The organism is Paenibacillus campi (assembly GCF_034659835.1).
Classification (GTDB): Bacteria; Bacillota; Bacilli; order Paenibacillales; family Paenibacillaceae; genus Saccharibacillus; species Saccharibacillus campi.
Genome location: NZ_JAXSQZ010000004.1, coordinates 487521 through 502571, shown reverse-complemented (window position 1 = coordinate 502571; position 15051 = coordinate 487521). Strand labels below are relative to the sequence as shown.

9 protein-coding genes are annotated in these 15051 nt (G+C 41.8%); 1 reads left to right on the top strand and 8 read right to left on the bottom strand.

Translation table 11 applies throughout. The features are described 5' to 3' along the window. Positions 1 to 10: 10 nt before the first annotated feature. Genes U1I11_RS13090 through U1I11_RS13075 form a run of 4 tightly spaced genes read right to left on the bottom strand, consistent with a single transcriptional unit; the run spans position 11 to position 4208 of the window. Positions 11 to 1201 (bottom strand): class I SAM-dependent methyltransferase, encoded by a 1191-nt coding sequence (locus tag U1I11_RS13090; protein ID WP_322906573.1) that lies wholly within the window; start codon positions 1199 to 1201, stop codon positions 11 to 13. 12 nt (positions 1202 to 1213) lie between these two features. Continuing rightward, complete coding sequence (locus U1I11_RS13085; RefSeq protein WP_322906572.1) at positions 1214 to 2479, bottom strand: ABC transporter ATP-binding protein; 1266 nt, start codon at positions 2477 to 2479, stop codon at positions 1214 to 1216. Between the two features lie 18 nt (positions 2480 to 2497). Next, complete coding sequence (locus U1I11_RS13080; RefSeq protein ID WP_322906571.1) at positions 2498 to 3286, bottom strand: ABC transporter permease; 789 nt, start codon at positions 3284 to 3286, stop codon at positions 2498 to 2500. After that, positions 3276 to 4208 (bottom strand): SDR family NAD(P)-dependent oxidoreductase, encoded by a 933-nt coding sequence (locus tag U1I11_RS13075; protein WP_322906570.1) that lies wholly within the window; start codon positions 4206 to 4208, stop codon positions 3276 to 3278. Before U1I11_RS13075 ends, U1I11_RS13080 begins: the two co-directional genes overlap by 11 nt. Before the next feature lie 116 nt (positions 4209 to 4324). On the opposite strand from U1I11_RS13075, the gene U1I11_RS13070 reads away from it, so the two are divergent. After that, positions 4325 to 6799 carry a Wzy polymerase domain-containing protein gene (locus U1I11_RS13070; protein ID WP_322906569.1) on the top strand — a complete coding sequence of 825 codons (2475 nt, stop codon included), beginning with the start codon at positions 4325 to 4327 and terminating at the stop codon, positions 6797 to 6799. A 397-nt stretch (positions 6800 to 7196) separates the two neighbouring features. On the opposite strand, the gene galU is transcribed toward U1I11_RS13070, so the two are convergent. The 4 genes from galU to U1I11_RS13050 all read right to left on the bottom strand — a co-directional run bounded on the left by galU (position 7197) and on the right by U1I11_RS13050 (position 14907). Next, the gene (galU, locus tag U1I11_RS13065) at positions 7197 to 8081 is read right to left on the bottom strand and encodes a UTP--glucose-1-phosphate uridylyltransferase GalU (protein WP_322906568.1); all 885 of its coding nucleotides are present in this window, start codon (positions 8079 to 8081) and stop codon (positions 7197 to 7199) included. Positions 8082 to 8761: 680 nt separating this feature from the next. Continuing rightward, positions 8762 to 11275 carry a U32 family peptidase gene (locus U1I11_RS13060; RefSeq protein WP_322906567.1) on the bottom strand — a complete coding sequence of 838 codons (2514 nt, stop codon included), beginning with the start codon at positions 11273 to 11275 and terminating at the stop codon, positions 8762 to 8764. Positions 11276 to 11774: 499 nt separating this feature from the next. Then, positions 11775 to 13697 carry a stalk domain-containing protein gene (locus U1I11_RS13055; protein ID WP_322906566.1) on the bottom strand — a complete coding sequence of 641 codons (1923 nt, stop codon included), beginning with the start codon at positions 13695 to 13697 and terminating at the stop codon, positions 11775 to 11777. Between the two features lie 61 nt (positions 13698 to 13758). After that, on the bottom strand, positions 13759 to 14907 hold the full coding sequence (locus U1I11_RS13050) for a S1C family serine protease (RefSeq protein ID WP_322906565.1): 1149 nt from the start codon (positions 14905 to 14907) through the stop codon (positions 13759 to 13761). Positions 14908 to 15051 lie beyond the last annotated feature (144 nt).

Genomic DNA, 15051 nt, shown 5'->3' with positions numbered 1-15051 from the left:
AAAAAGCTCCTTATTCAACTTTTCTTTTTTTGAGGTTAAATATAATTTTTTTACTACGGTAGTAATTCAATTCATCTTCCAAATCAGAAATTTGTTTTTTTAATTGTTGAATCATATTAGCATTCTCAATATTAGAAGTATTTAGTTGCTCAATTCTAGCAGTATTTCTAATATTCAAACTGCTTAACTGTTCAAATTCATTGTTATTCTCTCTTGCTAAGGTTTTTAGTTTTTCAATTTCGCTTTCATAATTTTGACAAAGTGAATCTCTTTCATCAATCATCTTTGTCATACTAGATATTGCCATATCTTTTTCATCTACAAGATACTCAATGGCAGCAATAGCATTTTCTTTATCTTTAATTAACAAATCCATTCTGGCAATGATAGTATCTTTATCTTGAATAAGAGCCTCGTTACTTTTTATAGCTATGTCACGATCTGCAACCATATTTTCAAGCTGATCAATCACTTTATCTTTTTCCTCAACCATATTGCTAAGATCATTTGTTTTTAATTTTTCAAATTCATATTTTGCTCGATACGTATATATTTCAATCTTATCAGAAATATTTCCCTCTAAAAGAAATTTATATACATGGTCTCCTTTTGGAAATAGAACCCCTAATCCCCAACTATGTTTAAATTCAATATAATTGTAATTTACCTTGATTTCTTCCCAGAAAATATCAGATCCATATCCTAAAAGGCTGAATACATCATGAAAAAATACAACGCCTTGTTCTTTCAATTTAGGCAACCAAGTTTCAAAATCATGTTTAACCGCTTCGTACGTATGCAAACCATCAATATGCAGCAACTCTACCGAATTGTCTTCTACTTCTGCTAATGCTTCATCGAATGTTTTTCTTTTCAAATCAATATCCAAATGATTGAAATAAACATTTACAGTCTCAGTTACTTTATCGATGACTTCGTTACCATAAAATCCAGCTTGTTCATCTCCGGTCCATGTATCCACAGCAATCAATTTGCTATTTAAATTAAAGTCCTTAACAGACTGACAAAAAGCGAAAAATGAACATCCAAAGTGAGTCCCCAACTCTACTATTCTTTTCGGTTTAACAAAACGAATATAGTCATAGGCAAATAAGCGGTGTCCTTCCCAAGGAGCCACTCTTAATTTATCATTCAATCGATCCGACTCAAATATCGGTTCACTAAAATTCCATAGCGTCAATTAAACCACTCCTCATAATTTACTGATTGCAATACTTTCAATTTTGTTATTAAAAATCGCGTGCACCGAATTTAAAGCAATATTTTTCACTTGTAATACATTATGAGCCCAACATTGAATGACATGATTCATTTCATCATAGCCTTCTCCAAGACCTAATGTAACGAAATAATCATTTTCCTGTACTTCAGGCCAAGTCAAGTTAAGTTTAACATGATAGTTCCCATTTTTGTTCAATTTAGTTAATTCTAATTTCGAGCCAATCGTATTTTCACCAAATATAGCATTGCCGTACTTATCATTAACAAGGTAGCCGATAATCAATTCTGAAGTGTCTTTTTGCGATTCAATCAGCATATTGATCTCAAAACTGTCACCAGCAGTGACATAACCTTTATATGCTTCATCATTCACTCTAAATTTTATCGCTTTAATTAAAATGTCCTGTGCACCACCAAGTGAATCAATATTAATGACATTCCAATCAGCAGGAATTTCTAACACTCCTGCATTTGTAGCAATATCTTCAAGTTTCTCTTTAAAAAGCTCAGAATGCATCGCTTTCGTATAAAACTCAATTCCTTTTAATGGTTCTCCTTCAAATACAATATCTCCCTTTGAAAGAACAATTACTCGATCAGCCATATTTGCAATAGAGCTTAAATCATGTGTAACTAAGATTTTTGTAATCCCACTCATTTCTTCTTTCATATAACGATTACACTTTTGCTGGAAAAATACATCCCCTACCGATAAAGCTTCATCGACTATGAGAATTTCAGGTTTAAAACTGATCATCACTGCAAACGCCAGCCTTGCAAACATACCACTAGAATATGTTTTGACTGGCTGATAGATAAAGTCTCCAATATCAGCAAAATCAATAATTTGATCCAATTTATCGTTCATTTCTTTTTTTGAGAATCCTCTAGTTACACCATTCAAGTAGATGTTTTCTATGCCCGTATATTCAGGATTGAATCCTGTACCTAACTCAAGTAAAGCTGATATTTGACCGTTTACTGATCGCTCACCATTTGTAGGAGTTAATACACCTGTAATAATTTTCAGCAAGGTAGATTTACCGGAACCATTCTTACCTATGATTCCCAAAGTTTCTCCCTTTACCACACTTAGAGATACATCATTTAGGGCATAAAATTCAGTATGATATTTCTTTTTGGTTATATTTAATGCCTCTTTTAAACGATCTGCTGGTTTCGAATATAATTTATATTTTTTTTGTATATGTTTTAGGTTTATAGTTAATTCTTCCATATGAATCCTCCTTAATTATCACAAAACGTCAGCAAAGTGAGGTTTGGTTTTTCTAAATAAATAGATACCAAGCCCTACTATAAGTGTAGATACAACCCAAAAATAGGTTGTCTGATTATAATGCACCCAAAACCACTGATGGTGAATGAATGTATTGCGATATCCTTCAACAATGTAGTACATAGGATTTAATTTAAACCATTGAATAATAGTTGGTGATATCAATTCTGGAGACCAAACAATTGGGATAAGCCAAAAACCAATTTGAATAATAATTCCAAGTAATTGAAGAGCGTCCTTCACAAAAACTACGATAGAGGACATAATTAAAGAAAGACCAAATAATAAATAAAATGTGCAAATGAGGTAGTAGAATAATTGTATATATGTTACATCAGGATAGTATCCAAACCAAAATAACATAAACATTAAAACAACTACAAAAAAGATATGAATGTAAAATGCCGATAATAATTTAACGATCGGCAATGTACCTATTCGAAAAGTCACCTTTTTGACCAGATAACTGTATTCCAAAAAACTATTCGATGCTGTCATAAAAGCTTCAGAAAAGAAAAACCATGGTATGATTCCACATGTTAACCAAAGTATATACGGTGTGCCATCAGCACGACTGCCAGAACGAAAACCAACATCAAAAACAAACCAATATACTGCTATGGTAATTAATGGCTGTATAAAGGCCCAAATGATCCCCAAATAAGAACCAGAATAACGTGTTTTAAAATCATTAGCTGATAGTTGTAAAGTTAATTTAAGCTGATTTTTCAAGTTATTAATTCCCATTACTTAACTCCTTCTTATAAAAAGCAATAGTTTGCTTTAATCCTTCTTTTAAATTAAATTCAGGTTGCCAATTAAATATCGATTTCATAAGCTCATTGGATAATACACTTTTATCAATATCTCCTGAACGTTGCTGTGCATGGACTGAATTTTGGTCGCTTTTGATCAGTTGTTGGATTTCGTTACATAGCTCATTTACGGAGACTTCTTTGTTTGTCCCTACATTCAAAACCATGTTATCTGCCGATGTTAATGACAATAAATTGGCTTGAGCAATATCTTTTACGTATATAAAATCTCGCGTTTGTTCTCCATCCCCATATATAGTGGGAGTATTTCCAGATAAAAATTTATCTAAAAAAATAGACACTACACCTCCCTCTCCTCTAGGGTCCTGTCTCATACCATAAACATTGGCATAACGTAATATCGTATATTTGATATTATGCATACTAGCGTAAACCTTTATATATTGTTCAGGGGTGAGTTTGGATATTCCATAAAATGATATGGGATTTATAGGATGTTCTTCATCTATGCTCAAATATTGGGGGAAGCCATATACGGCTGCTGAAGAAGCATATATAATTTTTTTTACATTATACTTCACTGCATTCGATAAAACGTTTAGTGTGCCTTGCACGTTTATGCTTAAATCTTCTAATGGATTCTTTAATGATTGCTGTACACTTACTTGGGCTGCATGATGAATGACAATATCGATACTGTGTTCTTCGAAAAAGCTAGACATCTTTTGTTCATCCCTTATATCCATTTCATAAAAGTGAGTTTTGTTATTTATGTTTTCCCTCTTACCTGTAGATAAATTATCAATTACATACGTCTCATATCCTTTTTCAATCAACAAATCTGTAATATGAGAACCAATAAATCCAGCTCCACCAGTAATTAAAACTCTCATTAAATTCATCTTCTCCTTGATATATCAAATTTAAAGATCGATTAATACTACTTTATTAAGGATTAGGTACTATGCTAAAATGTCCTAGTACCTCTTACGAAAAGGAGTTTAAAACATTGGCTAATCCAGTATACGGCAAACAGTTTAAAGCGTCTACCGAGGATGAAAAACGAAATGGCATGTTTTGGGTCGTTAACATCTGTATGATTTTATTTTTAGTGTGGGCACCGTTTCAGATTGCGTTGTTTAATGGTTTGAGTTATACGTTTGAAAGACCGATTTTTATTGCGGTTTCGTTGTCCGGCTTGCTTATTATTTTGGGACTGATTTATTTTTACAAACAGGTGAAATTGGATGATCAGCGCGATATGATCTCTTTATTGATCATTTTGCTGCCCATCTCGTACATGATTTCCATGTTTGGTGCCGCCTCTTGGCATTATGCCGTAAATATGGTGCTAATTCAATGGATGTACGCATTTATTTTCATTATTGGCTCCTATATGTTGCGGGATCGTTTGTCCAACAAAATGATTCAAATGACAATTATGGGCTCGGCGTATCTGATCGTTATGTTTGGCTTCATTAACTGGTTTGGACAGGCACCGCTTGGCGGCAAGCTGGTCGGCTGGTTCTCGATCGCTGTCCAAAATGGAACCTACGTCGATGCGATTATGCAGGATTCCAACGGCTGGCGTCTGACGTCTGTATTCCAATATGCAAATACATATGCAGCCTTTTTGATGGCAATGCTGTTTGCAGGCTTGTTTAATGTTAGCCGATTGAAAAAGTGGTATGACCACCTGCTGCACGGCTTTATGCTGGTGCCGATTATTTCGTCGCTAATTTTGACACTGTCACGGGGCGGTCTAGTCGTACTGCCGTTTGTACTGCTCATTTTGCTGCTAATGCTGCGTCCGGCACAGCAAATTTTGTGGGTCATTTATATGATTATTGCGGGTGCGGCAACAGCTGCCATTTTGAATCCGGTCACCGATATCGGATTGCAGGTGATCGCTAAGTATGATGGAGCGGTCGCTGCCAAAGGCTGGGCGTATTTGCTCGTCGCATCGCTAATTGTCGGTCTGCTCGCGCTCGTTATTGGGCGGTTTGTTGCGCCAAAGCTGGAAAGTATGACAGAAGGCTGGGGCGCACGTCGTTTTGCAAGCGTCTGGTTGCCGATCGGCTCAGCGGTGTTGGGTGGTATTATCTTGCTGCTGCTGATTGCGACCAATTTGCGTAATTTGCTGCCTGAAAATATTCGGGTACGGTTTGAAAATATTAACTTCCAACAGAGTAGTGTACTGGAACGTTTTACATTTTATCGTGATGCGTTAAAGCTGTTCCGGGAATATCCAATCTTTGGCGGCGGTGGTGGCGCCTGGGGTGCTTCGTTTGAAGCGTACCAAAATAACCCGTATGTCAGCCGTCAGGTGCACAACTTTTTCTTCCAGTATTTAGTTGAGGTTGGTGCGGTTGGATTTATCATTTTCATCCTGTTTATCGGATTTATTTTCTTCGCGTATATTCGCAGTTATATTAAATCCGAGCAAAAAGTACGTGAAGGTCATTTCTTGTATTTTATTATTACCGTTTCGATTTTGCTGCACAGTTTGCTCGACTTTAACCTTAGTTATGCGTATATGTCGATTCTCGTTTATCTCGGTCTCGGTGGGATGACGGCGGCGATGATCGCCAAACCGTTGCAACGTTTGCGGCTTAAAGAAGGGCTGATTCGTGGCTTTTATACGGTTGTGATTGGGATTACGGCGATCATTATCTCGTTTACTTCACTCCGGTTTGCTCAAGCTGCAAGCGATGTAGCGCAAGTGACCAATCTGTCCCGTAATCCACAGGCAACATATGAACAATATCGCACACTGCTTGATGATGCGCTGTCGATTCGCAGCACGTATCCGGAAGCGGTTGTGTATCTTAGCTCCTTGTTAATACAAGGCTACCAGCAAACGAAAAACGATCAATTTTACAATGAAGACCTCGCGTTGCTGACGAAAGCGCATGAGCGTGAACCTTATAACAAAGAGATCGTTAAACAGATGATTAATCTGTATCAAGTTCATGGCGAAAGCGACAAAGCTTTTGCGTTGACTGTAGACAGCCTGCCGAAATACAAATGGGATATTTCTTGGTACGAAAATGTAATCACACAGGCGTACACACTGGGCAGTCAAGCATATGAACGTAAAGACTATACGACCGAACAAAAAGATTTCCAAATCGGTCTGAACACGTATCAGCAAGTTCTGGATGGTATTCAGTATTTGACCACATTGCCAAAAGGACAGCTGCAAGGCCGTGAATTCGATATTACGCCTCAACTGGCACTGAATGTCGGTCAGATTTACTTGATGGAAGGCAACAATGCACAAGCTGTTACGGTGCTGAAACGAGGTCTGAAGGACGATTTAAGCGATGCGACCAACAAACAAGTCGCTATCTATTATCTGGCTGCACTCAAAAAAGAAGGTCAGAATGATCAGACGGTATATGCGAATGTCATTAAAGCTGATCCGAAAGCAAAAGATCAGATTGATGCCATTGCCAGTCAGACGTATACAACAGGCAAATAATGATACGGCAACACAATAGATGATGGCGATTCATTTTTTCGTTAGTCACCATTAGCACACTTGTTAATGTATAAACCGGGAACTTTCTCTGTATGAAGAAAGTTCCCGGTTTTTTTGTCATATTGTATACAATGCAAACATATATTTGTATCGATTAAATAAAAGAAGCATATCTGCATAGATGATTTAATCTATGTAAACATGCTTCTTTTGTATGATCCTATCTATACATTTTAAATGAATGAACAGGATAGTTGGTAGCTGAAAATCAAGTCACGCCGCAGATAGATATCTACAATGCCGCCTTACCGAGACAGATATGTTAAATGTATTGCCCACCATTACATTGTTAATACTAGCAGAGCAGGTTTCATAATGTGTATATACGTATCCGACTTTACTTCCCATCCTCTTGTGCCAGCACTTCGCGTAAGTACGTCAGCGTAGAATCACGCAACTCCGGATGCTTCAGCGCATAATGCACGGTCGTCTGAATAAATCCGCTCTTTTCGCCGACATCATGGCGTAAGCCTTCAAATTGGTAGGCGAGTATGTCTTGCGATTCGCCTAGCTTGGAGATCGCATCGGTGAGCTGGATTTCGCCACCAGCACCGGCGTTCTGATTGCCCAAAATACCGAAAATTTCCGGAGTCAAAATATAGCGACCCATAATCGCCAGATTGGATGGTGCTTCTTCGCGTGGCGGCTTTTCCACCAAACCGGTCGCTTTGTACAAACGATCCGAGTCCGGCATCGAGTCAGCTGCAACGAGACCGTAGCGGGACACATGCTCCCACGGCACTTCTTTGACACCGACGATCGACGATTCGTGCTGCTCATACACATCCATCATCTGCTTCAGACACGGTACATCCGATTCGACGATATCGTCACCGAGTAGTACGGCAAATGGCTCATCACCGATAAATTTGCGGGCACACCAAATGGCGTGTCCGAGACCTTTTGGTTCTTTTTGACGAATATAGTGAATGTCCGCCATTTCGGATGGCTGACGTACGGCGTCTAACAGCTTCCATTTTTCTTTTTCTTCCAAGTTTTGTTCCAGTTCGAATGAATAGTCAAAGTGATCTTCGATCGCACGCTTACCTTTACCTGTTACGATAATGATGTCTTCGATCCCGGAGGCAACGGCTTCTTCGATAATATATTGAATCGTAGGTTTGTCTACAATCGGCAACATTTCTTTGGGCATCGCTTTGGTTGCTGGCAAGAAACGGGTTCCGAGTCCTGCGGCGGGAATAATCGCTTTTCGTATTTTCATGGCATTGATTCCTCCATTTTCTAATGTTGAATACGTGTATAGGATGGGTCTGTCTCATGGTACTATGTAAATCTGCGCATGAGGCAGCCTTTCATTAGCCTGCATACGGCCACGATATATTTTAACCAATAATGAATCGATTTACCCAGCAAAACGATAGTCAATTTAAGGAAAGCGGATACATCATCGCTTGCATAAATAGGCTAAAGGTAGAAGGATACCGTATTGCAGTCATGCCCAAACGTACCTACTAGAAGTGCCGATTGCCGATAAAGACATATCCGTCATGATGTACCTATTTGGCTTGTTATCGTTCCCAAGCAGCTTGAATAGTATATGTCTGCATAGATGAGTAACGAATATGATATATGATCGTGTTCGTGTACATATTGAGTTTTATGTACAATTCGCATCGTCATGTTCCAGAGCAGCCAACAAAAGTGCAAGCAGGAATCATTATTTGCTGTGTAAGAAATATGTAAAAATCCCCTTCGGTCAGCAGTGGTTGAGTGCTTGGAATATGCGCTCTATTCACTACCTACCATGAGGGGATTATATGATTTAACTTTAAGTTACGGCAGTTTTAAACATCTTCGTTTACATCTATTACAGCTATAACACTTCAATTCATCCTGCCTTATTTAGGCTGCCGGTTGAGGATATTAATTTGTTCTACTCTATCATTTCACCAATTGACCACGGGTTACGCCGAGTTGGTTGGTCGCTTTCAACGTTTTCCATACTTGAGTGCCGCTGATTTCACCGCGCAGTGCTTGACTGTACAGTTCGATCACTTGCAGTACTTGCTCTGGCGTTTCTTCCAGAAACTCTATACGGTAGCTCGGTACGCCCAGCTCAAGGAAGTTGTTTAAGTACTCGGCGCCGGATTGCTCAATCGCATTGTAAACGGTATTGCGGCAGCCTTCATCCACACGTACCGGATGGGACATACCGATGCGATCTTGCAGCGATACACGGCTTTCTTCACATGGGCGACCACAGTTGGTGTAATCTGTACCTTCGCTCAAGAATGTACAGTATACGCAGTGCTCGGTGTGGAACATCGGCATATGCTGATGAATGACCACTTCCAGCTTGTCTGTACGGCTGTTGCCCAGCAGATCGACCATCTGTTGGATGTTTAGATCGTACGACGGTGTAACGATATCCAAACCAGCTTCCAGGAATAGATCGACCGTTTTATGATTCGCTACATTCAATGAAAAGTCACCGATAAGCTGCGGATGCTGCTCATTGGGATGGCTCTGACGACGTGCCAAATAATAATATAGTGCACCGGTATTGCGTACGAGTACGGCATCTGGCTGCAAACGTAAAATATTGGCATGGTAGCCGTTTTCGCCTGGCATATGGATACGCGGTGTAGCGAGTGCGATCTTTTTGCCTGCTGTACGTACAGCTGCAACGGCAGCCGGGAATTGTTTAATAAATTCGAAATCAGCATAGATCATATCCACATTCGCTTCCAGCGCAGCCTCTACTTGATCCAGATTACGACACAGTACAGTCAGCACGGCTTCGCTGCCTTTTACCGCTGGCGCAGCTGTTGCACTATCATTCATCACGGCAATATCGCGTTTAATATATACCGGCGGTTTCGGACGCTCGCCTTCCAGCTGTTCTACCGCCTGCCGGCGAATCGCATTTAGCTCGCGCATCGGAACAATAATATCGCCGTGCAATTGTGCATCCAGCTCATCGAGTTGGAAAATCGTACCGCCGAGACGACCGAATTGCTCTTGCAGTAGCTCAGCATTCATCGGACGCTTAGCGGCGATTTCCAGCTCCATTTCGGAATCGACGCGGATCGTCACGCCTTTTTGCACATCCGTCCAATAGGTGACGAGCGGTTGACCGGCATGACCGATCGCTTTGACATGAATCGGGAATACGCGATATGGTTTGTCGGTTTCGTACGTTTGACGCATCCGTTTATCCAGTGCCGGGTCATTTGTTTTCCAAATTTTGTCGCCCACATGCACACGCTTTAAGTTCACATCATTGCGACCGGGTACGATATCAACGATCCATGTTTCGTTGGCTTCGCCTTCAAGCTTGACGCCTTGACGACGCAGATCGTAAATGCGACCGCCTTCTTCTTTTTGCGTTGGATCGCCTGCATCAAAGACGATACCATCGCCACGCTTAAGCGGAGCTTCCAGTCTGCACACAACGCCGTCGCGCAAAATCTTTTCCACACGTCCAAGGTAGACACCACGGCTTTTCGGGAATGTACCATCAACGAGCTGTTTGTTGTTCGTCCCTTCCAGAAAGCCATGTGTGAATCCGCGCGAAAAGCTTTGTTGCAGTTCACGAATATCTTCCGTGCTGATCGGTGTATCGTCACCATCAAAATAACGATCGATCGCTTTACGGTATTTGCTGACGACATTGGCAACATAGGTTGGCGATTTGAGACGACCTTCGATTTTGAACGAAGTGACGCCCGCTTCGATCAGCTGCGGCATAATATCGATCGCCGCCAAGTCTTTTGGAGATAACAAATAGGTGACATCGCCCATAATCTTCTGTTCACCATCTACGATCAAATCATATGGCAACCGACATGCCTGTGCACATTCGCCGCGATTCGCTGAGCGTCCGCCCCACATTTCTGACGTTAAACATTGCCCGGAGTACGATACACATAATGCTCCGTGTACAAACACTTCCATCGGCAAACGCGCTTGCTCACCAATCTTCTGAATTTGCTTTAAATTGTTCTCGCGCCCAAGTACGACACGCTCCATATGAAATGGCTTCGTAAATTCAACCGCTTCCGGTGAAGTGATCGTCATCTGTGTCGAACCGTGGATCGGGAAATCCGGCGAGATTTCACGGATCATTTTGACCAGACCGAGGTCTTGTACGATGACCGCATCTACACCGGCATCAACGCAAGCATCGATTAGTTCACGCGCATCTTCCAGTTCGTTTTCAAATACGAGAATATTAAAAGTCAAAAAGCCTTTTACGCCATAGCTATGCAAAAACGCCATAATTTCCGGCAACTCATCCATGCGAAAGTTATTCGCCCGTGCACGCGCATTAAATTTTTCCACGCCAAAAAAGACTGCGTCCGCCCCATTCGCTACCGCCGCCCGCATGCAGTCCCAATCGCCAGCTGGCGCCAGAAGCTCCACGTCCTGTCTTTGTAATGCTGTATCTGTCATGTAAGTTAATTTCCTCCCGAATTGCCCTTGTTTAAGGACAATGCTCTATTCACGGTTTATCGCCCGTTTTCATAATAAAATGGAATACCTGCGCACAGACGCAGCACGTACGTCACACACTTTATAATGATTCTAATCCAGTTTACCAGACCTGTATGCTTGTATCTACCGTATCCTTTAAATTTGTCTGAAAATTTACAGGCAATTGGCAAGCAATTGCTCTGTCCGCTATGTATGTGGCACTCGATCCATTTGCCGGTGATGGCGGATAGGTGTACAACAAACAAACTGGGCAAGTGCTGTATGCCGAGGCTCGTAATGATGGCAGCAATGACTGGAGAGCTGCAGCTACAGTGGAATTCGTTTGCCGCTGTTTGGTTTTAGTATGTTGAGCTACAGTCGATATAGTCGATGTCATAACAAAAGCTGACTTTGCAGAAGGATGAGCTTCTGCAAAGTCAGCTTTTTGGCGTTTAACCGTTGCATGTGGAACGATGATTTAGTTGCCCGTCCAGGTGAAAGAGGACAATACTTTAGCTATTTCTGCTTGATGTGTACTTGAATTGTTCGCATCATTTATTTCACTCGCCACAATAAAGGTGCGTTTGCCTTTGGTGAACAATGTGTACGTACCGGTGTATGGCGTATCACTGCTTGGATATGTGACTGTAAATGTGTACGATGGCACGCCAGCAAATGTACCTGCTTGTCCTTCGGACAAGATTGGCTTGCTACTGCTGCTTGCCGACTGTATGCTTGTTTTCCAATCTGCTACCGCTTTTTCCAATGAACTAGTATTTTTAATCGTCAGCGATAAGTTGCCGCCTGTATAATAAAAAGCTACGTTGGCAGACGTATAATCATTGCCCATATCCGTCCAGTACCGTGGAACTTGCAAGCTGTAATTATACGTTGGCGATGTACGGGTGACGAGCTTCGTACGATCAACAGAATAATAATCAACCGGCAGATGACCGAAATTGCTCTCCAACGTGTCAAAATCAACTTTCATCGAGTTTACAATGCTTTCAAATTGTGACTGCACAAGCGGATCATCCGCATGTCCGCTATATTCGAAATAATAACGATAGCCGTCTTTTTGCAGCAAAACTTCATATTCGGTATACCATTGATCGTCATTGTAACGATATTGCATTTCATTTACGATCGCCGGGTGTCCGTCAATTTGACGCTCGGCTGTGCTTACATAACGGTAATGATCGGCTGCAAAGCTTTCGCCAAACCAGGTTTGAATATGTTTCGCCCAATCTTGCAACGATTGCCCTGTCGGTGTTCCGTAGGCGCCAAATTTAGCATAAGAATTATCTTTATTCGAAGCTTCATTTCCATCATCGCTAATCGTCCAGTCGGATGGCAATGTCACCGAAATGCCGTAGTCTGCATTTTCAAATGGTTGTCCATCCGCTTCTCCTTTACTTCCGGCAGACAGGTCTTCCGACTTGTTGTCATTGGCGTTAAAAGACATTTGGAATGAATTCAGCAGCTCCTGATTGTCATCGAAATCTTTATAGGAGTATGCTTTGGAGTCCGCATACATGACATAATACAAATTACCATTGCCTGCATACAGACGCGTTTCCGACAAATAGCCTTCCTGTGTTCTGCTGATCACGCGCGCATACGTGCCATTTGCTCCATTGACAGTCTGTTGATCAAGTACAGTCTCGGACAGTGATTGGATATAGTTGACCAGTTCATTCAGCAGATCATCCGGTGCAGGCTGGCTGTAGACAGAACTGGTAACCGTATCTGGCTTCACAGCGACTTGTAGCAAATACGTGCTCCCTGTGTCCATAAAGTTCGCTACACTGGCATCGGAGCCGCCGAGGTAAACGAGGTCTTCCGGGTATTTGATCGACCATTTATATTTACTGCTACCGACACGCGTTTTGTCCGCATGTTCGCTTGCGGTATCTTTGCTGTTAGTTTGTGCTTCCGCTGCAGACAATGTGACAACGATCTGTCCGGATACAACTTGCATTTTACCACCGATCGCTTGCACGAGCGGACGAAGTGGTACCATCAATGTGCCACCATGCATAACAGGTGCGGCAGGAAGCACGATTTTTTTGTCGTTCACGGTTGCCGATTTGCTGCCGATCGTCATCATAATTGTATGTTTGCCTGAAATGAGCTGGATTATATCGTTTTCATGCAGCTCCACTTTGGCACCAAATGCACGCGAAAACAAGCCCAATTGCACCATCGTCGTGCCGCCTGCCTCATACGGCTTAATGATCGTCTGTTTGTCACCGTTAATCGTAGCCGCTGTACTGCCCTTTTTAATTTTCAATTCCAGCAACTCAGCCGCCGAAGCAAAACCTGTTCCGATATACGCTGTAGTGGCGGTGATTACCGCAGTCAACATCCCTGTTGCAGTAATACGCATCCATTTGTTCATTTTATGTCCTCATTTCTATAATCAAAAGTGGATGTTGCGGAATCGTGGTGCAGCCCGATCATTATTGTCCGCCAGCTTGATTGTCACTTTTTACAACTGCATCGGTCGTCTGCGATTGGATGAGTTTTACGGTACGGTTTACAATGTCGCCATTCGATTGCATCACAAGCTTCACTTTGTCGCCCGCTTTGTACGCACGAAACATCTCATTTAAGTCAACGACAGTGTGTACGCGTTTGCCGTTTACGCTGTATAAAATATCGCCCGCTTGGATGCCTGCTTTGCGAGCGGAAGCGGAATGAACGGCAGCGACAGTAAGTGCATCATTAGTCGGTAACCCAATCAATGCGTCATCGCTTTCTTTTAATTCCAAGCCAAGCGAAGCACGATAAACTTGTCCATAAGCAAATAATTGTTTGATAATATATTGAACCGTATCCGCCGGAATCGTAAATCCAAGATTGTCTACACCAACCGCTTCATATTTCATCGTATTAATGCCTACCACTTTGCCGTCCGTATTAATGAGCGGGCCGCCGCTATTGCCTGGGTTAATCGCCGCATCCGTTTGCAGCAAATAATACGCTGCATCCACCGCACGGTTTACCCCGCTAATAATACCGGAGGTAGCGGTATTACGCAGCGACAGTGACAACGGTGTGCCGATCGCGATAACCTGTTCGCCAACTTCAGGCTTCTGAACAGATGATACAAATGAAGCAGTTTTCAAGCCGGTTGCATTAATTTTAACAATCGCGAGATCGCTAATCGTATCGCTGTACACTTCCTGTACGATATACGTTTTATTTTGTCCATTTGCATCCGAAGTAATGACTTTGGCTCCATCCTCCATATTGGAAATAACGTGCGCGTTTGTGACGATCCATCCATCCGAAGAAATGATTACACCGGAGCCAAACGCGATTCCTGGATCATCCGGATTGTATTGACTATCGTCTCCTCTGGCAGCACTTTCCGCTATAAAAGCTTGTTTTGTCGGTACGCCAACAATGCCTACAACCGAAGGCGAGATGCGGGCAATAATTTTCGTATAACCAGCACTGGTCGAGGAGGCGCTCAAATGAGGCGCCTTATATGTATAACCGGAAGTCGCTGCTAGAGCAGGTGCTGCTAAAGGTACAGAGCCAATCAAAGTAACGCCGGCAATAACGAGTGCGGTTACAGGAATATGGAGTTTTTTCAAATTCATCCAGCCTTTCTATAGTTGCTTACTCATCTATAATAAATCCTGATACAGGATATAAACCGCAACAGACGGAAGTGCACAATTAGATGCAGCTTCTGTAAAAACCTGTATTCCAAATGTAACATATCTGCTTGATCGCTAACAATC